Raw genomic sequence first — 13,545 nt, 5'->3', positions numbered from 1 at the left:
TCCACCGAGTTCGGACGGAGCACCACGCTCCACCGACCTGGCCGTGTGCCCGAGTGGTTTAGGGACTCGCCTGCAAAGCGAGTTACGTGGGTTCGAATCCCGCCACGGCCTCTGGTCGCCTGACCAGGCAGAACGAAAGGGCGGCACCCCTGGTGGGGTGCCGCCCTTTCGGCCGTCCGTCTCAGTTGCCGTCTCAGTTGACGGTTACAGGCGTAGGAGGCGCGGTGCCCCGCGCCGCAGGTAGCGGGCGGGGCACCGCGTCGGCTGGGACTACTCGAAGATGTTCGGGACGGGGATGCGGTTGACGCGGCGGTTAGCGTTCCAGGCGGAGGCAACCGCCAAGTGAGCGGCCTTGAGGCGGCCCTTGGTGCCGTCGTGGCGGGTGTTGTTGTTGGTGGCGATGGTCTGGATCTTGGCCCTGAAGGATGTGGGGTCACCCTGGCGCTTGAGCTTCTGCGCCAACTCCTGGGGGTTCAGTTCACCGGAGTGCTTGGACATCACCGTGGCAATGCCTCCGATAGTGACGGAGTGCCAGGTGTCTGGGGTACGACCCCAGGCGTCCTCAGCAATGGTGAGCGACAGGTCCAGGATCTCGGGGCCGTGCTCCATGACGATGCTGAGGATCCCCTTGATGCCGCGCACGCCGTTGACGCTGCTGCTACCTACCTTGAGCTGGTGCTTCTCCAGGACGGTGTTGGTGTCCTGGAAGAGCGGATGCCCAGCCAATACGCCGATCCTGAACTCGTCATTCGGGCCGACCTTCGAGGACTCCTTGTTCTTGATGATGAACAGCGACGCCTCATTGGCCATAGAGAGCTCGGAGTGGACCTCACAGGTGATGGTCTGGATAGCCTCGCGAACCTCCTCCGAGACTGAGACCTTCCCCGTCAGGATGAGCTGGCAGGCGTAGACGCGATGCATACCGTCCACCGCGTACAGACCGTCATCGCGCTGGGAGAGGATCGGCGTCCCGAGTGCGGTGGGGACCAGCTTCTCAGCGATGGTCGCCGCACGGGCCTTGTTGAGGTTGCGCTGCGCGCGGTGGTCAAACTTGATAGTCCTCGGGTCCACCTTGATGTACTCGATCGGGTGGTCCGGGATGTCGTAGCTGTAGTCCTTGCCGGGCAAGGCTTCTCCTTTTGTGTCAGCACTCCAGTGGGGGTGACGACGACACATGTCAGCTCCCGAATGCGGGAGACGGCGACTAAGTGATGATCAGACTATCCGGCAACTGGGCTATTCAGCACCCGAATTCACCGACTCAGACAGAACGCCCGCGCGTGAACGTATCGGCACTACCACAGACTCGCCGAACGAGATGACTTGTTAGGGCAAGTCCTTGCCTCCGTCAGCCCTCGGCCGGAGAGCATCGGACTGCCAGATCAGGCCGTCCACCTGCCTCGCGATGTCCGTCCGCACGGCGTCCACCATGTGCTGATAGCGAGCGGCCATGGCTGTGGTCGACCAACCCATGAGGCCCATGACGGCACGCTCGGGAACGCCGAGGATCAGTAGAACCGTCGCGGCCGTATGGCGGGCGTCGTGTAGACGTCCGTCGCGAACGTTCGCCTCCTTGAGCAGAGCTTTCCACTCGGTCCAGTCCCGGCGGTGGGACGGGCTACGGCCGTACTCATCCGGGAAGACCAACCCGTTCTCCTCCCAGTGCTTCCCGGCCGCCGCCCGCTCCCCTTTCTGTGCCTTGAGGTGGGCACGGAGTAGGTCAACGAGCTGTTCGGGGAGGCCGACCGCGCGGCGGCCGGCGCGTGACTTGGTGGTGGACAACTCCGGGTTGGTGCGTCGCCTCTGCGGGCAATAACCGGCGGCCTTGCGTCCGCAGGGTTCCACGCACCCGTGGGCGTACTGCGGCCGGTGGCGACTACGGCGGACCACGAGGAACCCACCGTCAAGGTCGACGTCGTCCCACATCAGCCCGAGCACTTCCCCTTGTCGCAGTCCGAGGGCGAGGGCAACGGCCCAGCGTGCGGAGTTCCGGTGCTGGTCAGCGGCCTTGAGCAACCGCTGTACCTCTTGGACGCTGTAGGGCTCGACCTCGTACTCCCCCGTCTTCGGCGCCTTGGCCAACTGAACGGGGTTCTTGCCGAGATGGCCACGCCGTACCGCCTCATTGAGGGCGGTGCGCAGGGTGCGGTGCGCCTGGTGCGCGGTCGCGGGCTTGCTGCCGGTGGCCTGCATCTTGGCGTAGAACGCCTCGATGTGCTCAGGCTTCAGCCTGTCGAGACGATGCGCCCCCAAGCCGGGAATGAGGTGCTTCCGGACGGCCACGCCGTACCCGACCATCGTGTTGTCGTTCACGGCGAGGGGCGCGACGTTCTCAATCCAGTGAGTCAGCCACGCCTTGACCGTCCACGCCTTGCCGGGCTTCCGCACGGTCTTGGCGTCACGCGCTTTCTCCAACTCGCGTACGGCGAGCGTCACTTCGGCGCGGGTCTTCCGCTCGACATGGCGGCGGTCCGGGGTGCCGTCGTCGCGGATGCCGACGGTGACGCGGCCGTGCCACTTGCCGTCTTTGCCGAAGTAGATCGAGCTTCGGCCGTTCGGCTGTCGGGTGCGCTTCTTCTTGTCCTCTGCCACGGGCAGGCTCCTGTTTCTTGATGTCGGGATGGAGACCGGGGCGGCGGGCTGTCCTGTCCGGGAGTGCCGCCGCCCCGGGCGTCGTCAAGCGGCGCGTTGGGCGGTGCGGAGGCGGGTCACGTACGCGGCCGGGGCGTCGGCTGGGACCCTGCGGAGTCCGTCGACCATGACGGATTCCAGTGCGCCGGTGCGGATAAGGGCGAAGCATTTGGTCCGGCCGATGCGGAGTCGGCGGGCGGCCTCTTCGACCTTGAGGAGAACCAGGGTCGGGTCTTCGGCGGGGGCGAGGGGGAGGGTGGTGGGTTCGTCCACGGCTCACTCCTGTAGGGCTGAGTTCATGGGCAGATGCCGCCGCACAAACCGCAATATCCGCAGAAAACCCGTGGATGCCCGTTGACCTGCGGTGATGTGGTGCGCGGGCGGGGGTGGGCGGTGCTCCGCAGAAACCCGCGATATTCCGCAAAAATCAGGGGCGGCCGACGGCCGGTCCCCGTGGGCGGGATGGCGATCGGTTTTTGCGGAATATCGCGGGATTGTGCGACGGGCCCCCGTCCGGGGTCGGCGTGGGGGGCCGTCGCAGGTCAGCAGAGGTGCCCGGGGTTTTCTGCGATTTCGCGGTTTGTGCGAGGGGGGTTATGCGCGCGGGCGGGGTCACCGGCCGCCGTGGCGCAGGGACGGGTGGGCCTGCAGGCGGGGTGCCGGTGGGCGTCCGCGCTTGCCGGTGCGCTCGGGTTGGTAGGACCGCAGGTATCCGTGGTCTTCCAGCAGCGCGAGGGCCGGTTCGAGGTCGGCGACGGTGGGGACCTCGCTGCGAGACAGGACGCTGAAGACGTCCCGCCGGCTGACGTCCTCCCATCCGTTGTCCCTCAGCACTTCCAGCACGCTGCGGGCGCGGGACAGGACCGGATCGGCGCCCATGACGTCGAACACGGCGAGGGCATGGGCCGTGTAGTACTCCCCCAGCCCGATAGCCGCGCGCATGGTGTCTTCGGTGACGGGGTGGGCGTAGCCGTTGCCGCCGTGTTCGGCGAGGTGCAGCAACGCGGCCATGCGGGCGGTCGCCCCGGCCAGCTTTCCGGCCCAATTGGAGATGTGGCCCAGCTTGCCGCCGCGTGCCTTGAGCTGCGGTTCGATGCGCTTCTGATAGGCGATCAGCGCCGCGTCCGCTTCCGGGGTGAGCTGGATGACGGCCGGATCTGTCCACTCCGCCAGGGACAGGGCGAGGTCGATGACCTTCGCGGTGTAGGTGGCGGCCGTCTGCTCCGGGACCGGGTCGGTGATGATCTCGCGTTCACCGACCGTGGACACCGGCAGGGAGTACAGGAAGCGGGCCAGCAGTCCGCGTCCCTCGAACCCCTTCACCTTCCCGATGTCCCTCAGCACGTCCGGCTGCACGGCCAGACCGATGGTCAGGGCGGGGGCGTCGATGTACTCGCGGCGGGTCTGCCGGTTGACCCGCAGCCGGTCCCCGGCGTGCCCCTTCAGGAAGACTTCCATGTTGGGCGCCCCGGAGTAGCGGCCGGCGATGATGTCGAAGATGCCGCCCTCGGCGCTCATCACCGACAGCCGGCCGCCCTGTTCCGCCATGAGCGAGGTGACCGTCTCGGGTGTCGAGTCGTCCGCCAACAGCACCGGTTCGGCGGGAACGGTGAGCGTGTCAGCCGTCTGCGCGAGGCCCACGGCGGTCGCCACCATCTCATCCCGCTTGTCGCCGTCGGCGGACGCGGCCTTGGCGGCGGCCTTGTCGGCCGCTTCCTTGGCCAGGCGTGCCGTCAGCTCCGCTTCTACGATCACGGGCTGCATCGCGGTCTTGAGCTGCTTCTCGGCCTCATAGAGGGGGTTGGTCAGCAGCGCGAAGACGGCGGACTTGCGGTTGGCGGGCGGGAGCGCCACCACCGTGTAGACGTTGGTGGGCTCACGCCAGTTGCCGCGTACGTGGACCACCGACCGGCCGCCGGCCGCCGTGGCGAGCACGGCCAGGGCGACCGAACCGGCGAGGTCTACCGGGGTCTGCGTCTCCTGTGCGACGGCCGTCACGAACTCCCCCAACCAGGTGGGGAGGACGTGGGCCGGGAACGGCGGACGCTCCCTGCGGCCGGTGAGGGGAATGGGGTCCTCCCACACGTCCGGTGCCGCGTCGTCCTCGCCGTGCGGGTCTTCCAGGGTGGGCAGTCCGGCCCACAGGTCGGGGCTGTCCACAGGCTGTGGAGTCATGAGGCCGCCCTCCCTTCGGCGGTGGTGGTGTGGGGGCAGACACCGACGCGGACACGGGCAGTCAGCCGGATGACGGCGGCACGGCCCCGGGCGCGTTCGTGATGCCCGCAGGCACAGAGCCAGTCCGCGACAGGGATGCCCTCGCACTGGATCTGAAGCCCCGGGGTGATGCCGGTGACGGTGACCGTCTGCGGGTCAGAACCAACGGCAGAAAGGACGCCCTTGCGGGCGGCGACCTTCGGTTCGCCTACGCGCGGCCGTGGCGGGCGCTGTACGGCGCCCTGAGGGCTGTTCGTGGGGGTTCGGGATGCTTTATTCATGCCGCACGCTCCACGGCCGTCTCAAGGCCGTTGGCGACCGCGCGGCGGGCGTAGCTCTCCGGGACACCCACCAAGACGGCGGCCGTCACGATCTCCTCACCGATCGCGGCGAGGCCGCACGGTCCCGGGCACCCGGTGTGTTGTGCGGCGAGGAACCGGGCGACACCGAACGCCTGTGATCCGGCGCCGGATTCGGCGCGGGCCCGTACCAGGGCGAGGCCGCGTTCCAGGCCGGTGCGGACGTAGCGCTCGGTATGGCGGCACCCGGTGGCCACCTGCCGCGACCACGGAGCGCGCGTCGGGAGAGAAGAGACCACCTCCCCCGGGGCGGGGGTGGTGTCTTCCTTCACCACCAGGGCGCGCACGGCCGCCGGGAGAACGGCCATGCGGCCGGTTCCGGGTCCGAGCCAACGGGCGTACTGCATCAAGGACTTGATGTCGACCCCGGGCCGGACCGCGTTGGACGACGGCATGGCGCCCCGGTAGAGCCAGTGCTCGCCCCGCGTCGTCTGCACGATGCGGGTCGCGGGCAGGGTCTCCCGGGCCCACGCGACGGCCGCCGCGTTGTCCAGGTCGACCACCGTCAGCCCCACCCCGCCGGGGTGATAGGCGACCGCTACCGCCTCACGCCACACTGCCGCCCACACTGGCGAGGTCAGGACACCCGCGTCAGTGGTGGCAGCGGCCCACGCGTGGCACGGGGCAGGGCACTGACAGGGGCCCGCGCTCTTCATGTTGGGTCGGCCGCCGCAGGCGCCGTCCTTGCAGGAACGGCAGTTGCCGAAGGGAACCTTGCCGCGCCTCAGCGGCAGGACCGGGACGCCGGCCGACGAGAGGGCGAGGGCGATGTTCAGAGGGGTCGTCGCGGCGTTCACGAGATCGGATCCAGACGCGGCCGGGGCGCTCGCCCCGTTCGAGTGGCGAGGGCCGATCGGCCCTCGCCGAAAACGCGCGGTTGGGTCATGCTGTAGGTCTCCTGTTCTGCTACGTCGGGACTCGGAGACCGTGGGCGGCGGGCTGTCCTTGTCCGGGAGTGCCGCCGCCCACGGGGCAGAGCTAGAAGGGCGGTTCGTTGCTGTAGCCGTCGGGCCCCCACGGGTCACGGCCGCTGTCACGGCGACGCAGCCACCGGGGCCGACGCGGCAGGGGAAGCAGGACCCAGCGACGGGACTCGTTCCACCACCCGCAGAACTCGATGTCGCTCCCGGCGTACTCGCCGTTGCCGTCGCCGTAGGGGTGCTCGATGCCGCCGAATCCCTCGCAGTCGCGGCAGTCGGGGCGGGGCGTGTCGGTCAGGACCAGGGCCCGGCGACGCCAGTGGGCGACCTGAATGCGCAGTCGGATCACGGGCGTTGATCTCCTTCTGTCAGCCGTAGAACTTGTTGCGCTTGATGACGGCCTTGCGGATGTTGACCGTCGTTCCGCCGCCGTGACCGCTCGCGCTGAACACCTGCACGGCGATCCAGCCGCCGAAGATGACGGCGGCGAGGATGATGAGCTGATGGATGAGCGCGGCGAGCGAGGCGATGAACGTGGTCAGCAGGACCAAGCCGCCGCACAGCGCGCCAAACCCGATGCCCCCGAGCGCGATGTTCACCGCCGCCCGGGAGACGGCCGGCTTGGCGACGACCGGTTCGGGCTTGGCGGGCTCGATGGCGTAGCCGGTGACGACGCGGCCGTCGGGCAGGATGACGCTCGCCACCGTCGGGATGGCGCCCGGCTGCATGGGCATGAGCGGCGCGGTGTGGGCGGGGACGATCGGGGTGGGGGTGTGGACTTCCACGGCCGCCGTCTCGTGTCCGGCGAGGTGGCCGTACGCGGTGGGTTCGTTCACGGTGCTGGTCTCCCTTCGGGTCAGCGGGTGATGCCGGGTAGGGCGTCGGTGACGGCGGTGACGAGCCGGTTGACGGTGTCGGCCGCGCCGGTGTGGGCGAGGTAGAAGCCGAAGAGCGCGACGGCGACGGCCGCCCCGGCGCCGACCGCGCGGAAGCGCAGCAGCAGAACGACGACGACGGCGAGCAGCAGAACGAGCGGGATGGTGAGCGTCACGGTGTCTCCCGGCGGGTCAGCGGGTGCCGGCGCGGTAGGTGCGCGCGGCGCGGTTGTAGATCCAGCGGCCGACGCGTATGCGCTTGCCGGTGGCGTCGCAGCGGCGGCAGTCACGGCCGCGCTTGGTCTTGCCCTTGCGGTCGGTCTTGAGTTCGTGGCCCATGCCGTCGCACTTGCGGCAGTCCCCGAACGGGCTCAGCCAGCACTTGACGATGTAACCAAGGGTGACGAGCAGCAGGAAGGCGGTAGCGAGCGCTGCAAGGCTCATCAGGGGCCTCTCAGAGGGGTTGAAGGGGGTTTTCGCAGGTCGGCCGCTACGTGCTAGCGGCCTGATCAGGGGCGGTTTGGGTCGCTAGCAGGGTTGCTACCGGTAGCGACGTCTGCCGCTACCGGTAGCAGTCCGTGAGACCTATCCGGCGTCCCGCTTCTTGTTGCGCTCCGTAATCGCGGCGGTGAGGTCGTCGCGCTTGATGCCGCGCTTGTTGACCTGTTCGCCGTCGATGCGCCGGCTGATCTGCACCGTGCCGATGCCGAACGGCTTGAGCGCGGCGGTGAGCGCTTCCGCCTTGGGCTTGGGCTCCAACTCCGCCCACGGGCCGTAGACGTCGGGCCGCAGGTCGGCAAGCCGGTCCACGACCGTTTCGGACCACACCTTGGCCTCGCCCTTGCCGAGCACGGCCGCGACGTCGTCAAGGATCGTCGCGGACGTCTCCGGGGCGGGTGCCTCGCCGACCGCGTCACCCGACAGCGTCCCCTCCGCCTCCCGCAGTGCGGCGGCGCGGGTCAGGATGCGGTCGGCGTCGCGGCCGTCGGCGAGGTAGGTGCGCACGATCCCGGAGTCGTCCGACATGCCCTTGAGCAGGCCCACACCCTTGTGGGACTTCAGCAGCTTGGACGCGTCCAACCCCTCCGAGTACGAGCCCGCACCGAGGATCGTGTCCGAGACCTGGTAGGCGCCGACCCGCAGGGCGAACCGGGCCTGATGCTGGTCACGCAGCTCCGAGGGGCACGCCTTGTCGTCCGGCTTCTGTGTCGCGGTCATCACCGAGACACCGACCGCCGGGGCGACCCGGGCGAGGTAGACCATCAGGGAAAGGATCTCCTTGCCGTGCTCGGGGTGGGTCAGGTACTCCTGCACCTCGTCCACCACGAACAGCGTGAGCGGCATGTTCAGCTTCTTGTCCCGGCTGATCTCCGGGGTGAGCTTGCCCTCCGGGCAGACGTGCAGCGGCAGTTCGGACAGCCGGTGGTACCGGTCTTCGACGTCCGCCTTGAGTTCCCGCAGCGAGGTCAGCAGGTGCTGAACCGGGTCGACCCCGTTCTTCGGCACGATGCCGAACCCGATGCGGTGGGCGACCTTGGCGAACGTGCGCCAGTCCGGCGACGCCTTGCCGTCGAACACGTACAGGCGCACGTACGGATCCAGCGCGGCGGCGAGCGCGATCGTGCGGGCGGAGAACGTCTTGCCCTGACGCGGCACGGCGCCGACCAGCAGCGACAGCCACAGCATCGTGGCCATGACCGGGTTGCCGCGCTCGTCCACGCCCCACGGGAACGGCTTCCAGAAGTCCACCCGCGTCGCCCCCAGCAGCGGGGACTTGCCCGACGGCACGGCGAGCGGGTCACGGTCGGCGATCCAGTACGACACCCGCCGACCGCTCGTCTCGTCCTTGTCGAGGAAGAGCTGAGTCGGGGCGATGTCCATACCGGAGGCGAGACGGGCGTGAGCCTTCATCGCGTCTTCGAACGTCTTGCCGTACGGCAGATCCACGACCACCCGCCAGCCGTCGCCGTCCCGGCCGATCGGGCGCGGGAACGCGATCGTCTGATCCTTGGTGGTCAGCCCGGAAGCCTCATGCGCGCGGATGACGATGTCGGACGACAGCCGCCGCTTGCGGAACGTCACCTTGGCCATGTCGATGAGCGGCCGGTCCGCCGGCGCCCCGACCACACCGAGGGTGGTGGTCAGCGTCGCCATGGCCAGCATGAGCAGCCACGACGGCGCCATGACGTACAGGGTGAGCGCGGCGGCCAGACCGACGAAACCGGCGATCGTCGCCACGATCCCCCGCAGCCGGACGCGGTCGTTGCGCTGCCGCGACAGCTTCAGGTACTCCGCTGCATCCTCGTTCGCCACGGACGCGAGACGCAGCGTTTTGCCCTCAGCGTCGAACACCCATCGGCCGATCGCGGCCGACCACCGCCACGCGCCGCGCGGCGAGTACACGCAGATCTTCGGCGTGTACACCAGCGGCAGACGCACGGCGTGATACCCGACCACGGCCGAGTAGTGGCGGATCGCCCACTTGCGGACGGCCGTGCGCTGGTCAGGGAGCTTCACCCAGTCCGGCAGCACCGGCATCCGGGCCTTGTCCCTGGCCTCCATCCATTCCGCGACCGAGGGCGGGTAGACCTCGCGCGGCGGGTCGACCGGCGCTCCCTCGCTCAGCCCTTCGGCCTCCGGGTCGTCGGTGTCGGGGAGTTCGGCCTCCCACTCCCCCGGCTTCACCACACCGGCCGGCATGGCCGGGTCGGCGGGGTCGGTCTTCTTCTTCATCGGGAACGGCACGATGTCGGCCGTCGGCTGTTCGGTGCCCTCGGGGTCCTCCGGGGGCGGGAAGGCGGTGGTTTCCGTCACGATGTACGCACTCCTTCGGGAGTCGAAGGGCCCGGCCGGCTTGCTGTGGAAGGTGGGCGGCCGGGCCCGGGTTCGTGTGGTTCAAGCGGCGCGCTGTTCCTCGGGATAGGCGCAGGTCACGCAGGTTCCGAGCGTGGGCGGGATGACGTATCCGGCGTCCCGGCGGCACTCGGGGCAGCGGCGGCGGGCGGCATTGGCCTTGGCGAGCGCCGCCCACCTCGCCGGGGTCATCGGCCGCACGGGGCGGGCGAGGTCGACCCGGTACAGGTATGCAGTCAGCGGTTCGCGGCGACGGCGCGGCCTGAGGATCTGTGCCGCGATGTCCTGACCTCCCGGGCGCAGTCCGCGGATGCGGAGTTGGCGGCGGGTGGCCAAGTCGTCGGGGGCGTAGCGCCACGGGTAGGTGGGGATGCCGAAGCGCTCGCCGGTGGGGTCGAAGCAGTCGGCGAGGGTCAGCCGGCTCACGCGGCTTCAGCGCCACCGGCGGCGCGCTCGGCAAGGATCGTGTCCCGCAGCATCCGCGCGTTCGCCGGCGAGGTGTGGACCTCGCGGCGGATGCCCTCTGCCGTGATCCGGGCATCGGGCCAATCGGCGGTCGCGGTCCGCGCCTCAGCGAGCAACTGATCCGTCGTGCGCTTGGTCCGGGGCGAGCGGGCCACGTCGGGAACCCGGCCGGTCGCCCGACGGGATCGGGGGGAGTCAGCCGCCACCGCCCGCCGACCGGCCGGCGCCGGATCGGCCTTGACCGGGTCGACCGCCGGGGCGATCGCCGGGACCGGCTTGAAGGGAAGCGTCGGCTTCATGAAGTCGACCGCTACCGGATCGGGCGCGGCGAATCGGGTCAGCACCACCGACGGCGCCGGGGTCGATTCCCGCAGGTCAGCCGTAGACCGATTCCTCATGGTCTCGGTGGATTCCTCCGCATTCGCGTCCGTGTCGGGAATCGGGGCGAGGGCGGGGGTCGTGCCGCCGAACATCGACGCGAGCGCGGCATCCGCACCGGCGGTGATCCGATCGCGCTGGACATCCAGCAGCCTCGATCCGAGCTCCGCGTCCCCGATCCCGACCTTGCGGGCCAGACGCCACGACGCCCGATCCGACCGCTTCCGCACCCGGCTGACCGGGTGCTGAGCGGCACGGGCGCGGTGGTAGGCGAGGGCCTGCACGATGTCGGCGGTGCGCCGCTCGTTCTCCGCGTCGCGGCCGTCGGTGTGGACGACGATGCGCCGGGCCAGGAACGCCATGCCCTCAGCGGACACGGACATGCCCATCGGGGTCAGGGCATAGATGACGGTCCGGCCCATGTCCGGCGCGGCCATGGCGCCCATGACGGCGGCGGCGGCCGGCAGTGCCCACAGCCCGATCCGGACGACGCGCGGGGAGGACTGTCCCAGCATGGTCAGGCCCAGCAGTACGAGCGCGAGCACGGCGGTTGCGCCCTCGCCGGCGGCGAGGGCACCGAGGGCGGTTCCCCTGCCGTAGGCGTGTCCGATGTTGCTGTAGGTGCCAATACCGCCGATCACGCCCGTGGCGAGCATGGGCACGAACGCGGCCGTCAGGACGCTAATTTGAACCTTCGTCAGAGGCTTGCGGGTCTCGTTCACGCCGCTTCCCCCGTCCCCGGCCGGTAGCCGCGAGCGGCACGCAGGAACGGCACCGTACGGGTCAGCGCGTCGGCGTACAGGGCGTCCCAACCGGCGATCTCGTCACCGGCCTCCGCCTCCGCACGCAGGTCGGCGAGGATGTCACGGGCCGCGTCCTCACGGGCGGCACGCTCGCCGTCCGTCTCGAACTCCAGCGGCCCACGGAACAGGTCGACGTCGATACCGAGCGCCAGTTCCGCGAACTCGATGTCGCCGTGCGCTTCCTGGCCGGCGACGAAAGTGCGCATACGCATGGTGGATCTCTCCTTGATACGTCGGGAAGGGCACGGGGCGGTCGGCTGTCCTGTCCGGGAGTGCGACCGCCCCGCGAAGAACGGAGGTCAGACGGTGGCGATGACCAGCGCGGCAACCAGCAGCCACAGGTGGTGGAAGGACTGGTCAAGCGCATAGGCGCCGGTACCGATGTGCGGGTTGTCGTCGCGGCCGGCGCGTGGGGCACCGAGCCGGTAGAACTCGCCCTTGCCGGTCACCCGGGCCAGCCACGCGAGCGTGGTGCGCCGGTCGGCCCACCAGTGCGTGACGGCGTCGATGCCGAGTCCGGCGAGAATGCCGAGCGCCGACAGGTGCAGGTCCAGCAGCGCGGCGGCCGGGATGAGGACGGCGACCTTGGTGAGCGTCAGGGTGGCGACGTGCCGGGCGTCCGCGAGACGGCCGACCCACCCGGGACGGCCCTTGTGCGCGGACTGGTGTGAGGTCTGCACCCAGTGGTCACCCACGCTGTGGGCGACGTACAGAGCGATGAAGACGGCGGCGAACGTGGCAGCGTGCATCGGCGGCGGACTCCTGTCCGGAAGAAGCTGCGGGGCGCGATCCGGGCGGGTGCTAGCTGATCTGCACGTGGCCGCTGGTCACCCGGCGGCGGACGTTCAGGTGACCCGCGCCGGTGACGCGGACGCTGCCGGACGTGGCGTTCACGGACAGACGGCCGCTGGACTGCGCGGTTGCTGCCATGCGGACACTGCCGGACGTGACGTTCAGACGGGCGTGGTGGCCGCTGTAGGCGCCGACGTTGACGCTGCCGGACGTGAGGCTGATGTCCAGCGGGCCGTTCACCTCGCCGACGATGACGCTGCCGCTGGTGACCGTGGCTTCAAGGTCACCGACGCGGTCAGCGGTCAGCATCCCGGAGGTGCCGTCGTACTCCAGTCGGGCCAGCACGCCCGTGACGACGGTGTTCGCCGTGTGCGTGCTGATTGCGGCCACCGACTTGGCGGGCAGATGGACAACGGCGCTGATCGGCGTCACCGCATCCCCGGCCGGGCCGGTCGCGGTGACCTCGCGACCGTTGATGAAGACCTTGCCGCCGCCGTTGATGTGGACGTTGCCGTTCACGATCTGCACGCCGTTGCCACCGGAGAACGTCATGGTGTAGCCGCCCCTGCTGACGGTGGTCGTGCCGCTCATGCCGCCGGCGAGGTCGGGGACGCGGACCCTGAGGTTCTGCCCGTTCAGGCTGACGGTGGTGTCGCGGATCGCGTCGGCCGACAGGCCGGAGGTGGCCTCCGTTGTCAGCACCATGTGCGCTTGCTTGAGCGTGGTGTCGACGATGACGCGGATACTGCCGGTGTTCATCGTCAGATCCAGGGCGATCGGGCCGATGACGTCCACGGGAATCGTGCGCTCGGTCATGGAAGAACTCCTGACTGCGTCGGGATAGGGAGACCAGGCGCGGCGGGCTGTCCTTGTCCGGGAGTGCCGCCGTACCGGAAGTCAGTGGTGGGGTGCGCGGCCCGCGCATCGGGCGGGCGATCAGGCGCGAGGGTCTGCCCTCGTCAAGGTTCTGCGGGCTTTGGATCAAGAAGTGCCGACTGTCGCCCCGAGAGGCAGAGTCGGGCAGGTCACCCGGCCCAACATGGGCGGTCGGGGTGGTGACCCGCACCCATCGACCACCCGTGTTCAGGTGGCTGGGTCGGCACTCTGTTGAGTTCTTCGCAGGGCGGAATCCGGGCCTTGCTCTCCGGACCCTGCATGAGGAACATGTATTACGTGTTCCTCATCTTGCAGAGGAAGGTTCGCCCCGTCAAGCCCTTCGGCTTTGTGGAGTTCGGCGAGACCCTCGCGCTCGATG

General features: G+C 69.5%; 15 protein-coding genes and 1 tRNA gene. 1 reads left to right on the top strand and 15 read right to left on the bottom strand.

Annotated features, from left to right (window positions below; all coding sequences use genetic code 11):
- Positions 1-39: 39 nt before the first annotated feature.
- Positions 40-111: transfer RNA gene (locus BLU79_RS40025), tRNA-Cys, on the top strand.
- Between the two features lie 159 nt (positions 112-270).
- Here the strand turns inward: BLU79_RS40025 and BLU79_RS40020 are convergent.
- From BLU79_RS40020 to BLU79_RS39945, 15 genes are all read right to left on the bottom strand, one after another.
- The gene (locus tag BLU79_RS40020) at positions 271-1,128 is read right to left on the bottom strand and encodes a DUF6551 family protein (RefSeq protein ID WP_093910949.1); all 858 of its coding nucleotides are present in this window, start codon (positions 1,126-1,128) and stop codon (positions 271-273) included.
- A 198-nt stretch (positions 1,129-1,326) separates the two neighbouring features.
- On the bottom strand, positions 1,327-2,592 hold the full coding sequence (locus tag BLU79_RS40015; protein WP_093910948.1) for a tyrosine-type recombinase/integrase: 1,266 nt from the start codon (positions 2,590-2,592) through the stop codon (positions 1,327-1,329).
- An 84-nt stretch (positions 2,593-2,676) separates the two neighbouring features.
- Positions 2,677-2,904 carry a MerR family transcriptional regulator gene (locus tag BLU79_RS40010; protein WP_093910947.1) on the bottom strand — a complete coding sequence of 76 codons (228 nt, stop codon included), beginning with the start codon at positions 2,902-2,904 and terminating at the stop codon, positions 2,677-2,679.
- A gap of 339 nt (positions 2,905-3,243) precedes the next feature.
- A complete protein-coding gene (locus tag BLU79_RS40005) occupies positions 3,244-4,791 on the bottom strand; it encodes a YfjI family protein (protein WP_093910946.1) in 1,548 nt (515 codons plus the stop codon).
- A 331-nt stretch (positions 4,792-5,122) separates the two neighbouring features.
- Entirely contained in the window at positions 5,123-6,001 is an 879-nt protein-coding gene (locus BLU79_RS39995) for a bifunctional DNA primase/polymerase (protein WP_093910945.1), read from the bottom strand.
- A 181-nt stretch (positions 6,002-6,182) separates the two neighbouring features.
- Positions 6,183-6,473 carry a hypothetical protein gene (locus BLU79_RS39990; protein WP_093910944.1) on the bottom strand — a complete coding sequence of 97 codons (291 nt, stop codon included), beginning with the start codon at positions 6,471-6,473 and terminating at the stop codon, positions 6,183-6,185.
- Between the two features lie 19 nt (positions 6,474-6,492).
- Entirely contained in the window at positions 6,493-6,960 is a 468-nt protein-coding gene (locus BLU79_RS39985) for a hypothetical protein (RefSeq protein ID WP_093910943.1), read from the bottom strand.
- 20 nt (positions 6,961-6,980) lie between these two features.
- Positions 6,981-7,175, bottom strand: a complete 195-nt coding sequence (locus BLU79_RS39980) for a hypothetical protein (protein WP_093910942.1) — start codon at positions 7,173-7,175, stop codon at positions 6,981-6,983.
- A gap of 16 nt (positions 7,176-7,191) precedes the next feature.
- Positions 7,192-7,443 carry a hypothetical protein gene (locus BLU79_RS39975; protein WP_093910941.1) on the bottom strand — a complete coding sequence of 84 codons (252 nt, stop codon included), beginning with the start codon at positions 7,441-7,443 and terminating at the stop codon, positions 7,192-7,194.
- Between the two features lie 141 nt (positions 7,444-7,584).
- Entirely contained in the window at positions 7,585-9,813 is a 2,229-nt protein-coding gene (locus BLU79_RS39970) for a cell division protein FtsK (RefSeq protein WP_093910940.1), read from the bottom strand.
- 81 nt (positions 9,814-9,894) lie between these two features.
- Positions 9,895-10,278, bottom strand: coding sequence for an RRQRL motif-containing zinc-binding protein (locus tag BLU79_RS39965; protein WP_093910939.1), 384 nt, complete (start codon positions 10,276-10,278; stop codon positions 9,895-9,897).
- Positions 10,275-11,417, bottom strand: coding sequence for a conjugal transfer protein (locus tag BLU79_RS39960; RefSeq protein WP_093910938.1), 1,143 nt, complete (start codon positions 11,415-11,417; stop codon positions 10,275-10,277). Before BLU79_RS39960 ends, BLU79_RS39965 begins: the two co-directional genes overlap by 4 nt.
- A complete protein-coding gene (locus BLU79_RS39955; protein WP_093910937.1) occupies positions 11,414-11,704 on the bottom strand; it encodes a hypothetical protein in 291 nt (96 codons plus the stop codon). Before BLU79_RS39955 ends, BLU79_RS39960 begins: the two co-directional genes overlap by 4 nt.
- Positions 11,705-11,797: 93 nt before the next feature.
- On the bottom strand, positions 11,798-12,247 hold the full coding sequence (locus BLU79_RS39950) for a DUF3307 domain-containing protein (RefSeq protein ID WP_093910936.1): 450 nt from the start codon (positions 12,245-12,247) through the stop codon (positions 11,798-11,800).
- A gap of 52 nt (positions 12,248-12,299) precedes the next feature.
- Positions 12,300-13,106 carry a DUF4097 family beta strand repeat-containing protein gene (locus BLU79_RS39945; RefSeq protein WP_093910935.1) on the bottom strand — a complete coding sequence of 269 codons (807 nt, stop codon included), beginning with the start codon at positions 13,104-13,106 and terminating at the stop codon, positions 12,300-12,302.
- Positions 13,107-13,545 lie beyond the last annotated feature (439 nt).

This window comes from Streptomyces sp. cf386, from assembly GCF_900103585.1.
Classification (GTDB): Bacteria; Actinomycetota; Actinomycetes; order Streptomycetales; family Streptomycetaceae; genus Streptomyces.
Note: the sequence above shows the minus strand (reverse complement) of the source record. Positions and strands in the feature narration are given on the sequence as shown.